Genomic DNA, 452 nt, shown 5'->3' on the forward strand with positions numbered 1-452 from the left:
GTTCTTCATGAAGCTGCGCTGCGCCGTGATCGAGGACTTCCAGTCCGCCGCCACCACCGTCGCCGACTGGTCCCCCGTCACCGCCGATGTGGAGGTCGTCACCTTCACCGAACATCTGGGCTCCACGGAGGAGGTGGCCGCGGCCCTCGCGGAGTTCGACATCGTCGTCACGTTGCGCGAGCGGGTCCCGTTCCCGGCGGAGGTGTTCGCGCTGCTGCCCCGGCTGCGGCTGCTGATCGCCTCCGGCATGCGCAACTCCGTGATCGATTTCGCCGCCGCCGAACGGCACGGGGTCACGGTCTGCGGTACCGCCAGCTCCTCCACCCCGCCCGTCGAGCTCACCTGGGCCCTGCTGCTCGGCCTCGCCCGCTCGATCGTCCCCGAGGCCAACGGCCTGCGCGCGGAGGGGCCCTGGCAGTCCACCCTGGGCGCCGATCTGCACGGCCGGACGC

Annotated in this window: 1 pseudogene; it reads left to right on the plus strand. The window is 71.7% G+C overall.

The window, feature by feature from the left end:
* Positions 1-7: 7 nt before the first annotated feature.
* A pseudogene (locus tag RNB18_RS51990) lies at positions 8-452 on the plus strand (D-2-hydroxyacid dehydrogenase family protein); the annotation flags it as partial.

This window comes from Streptomyces doebereineriae (assembly GCF_031845645.1).
Taxonomy (GTDB): domain Bacteria; phylum Actinomycetota; class Actinomycetes; order Streptomycetales; family Streptomycetaceae; genus Streptomyces; species Streptomyces canus.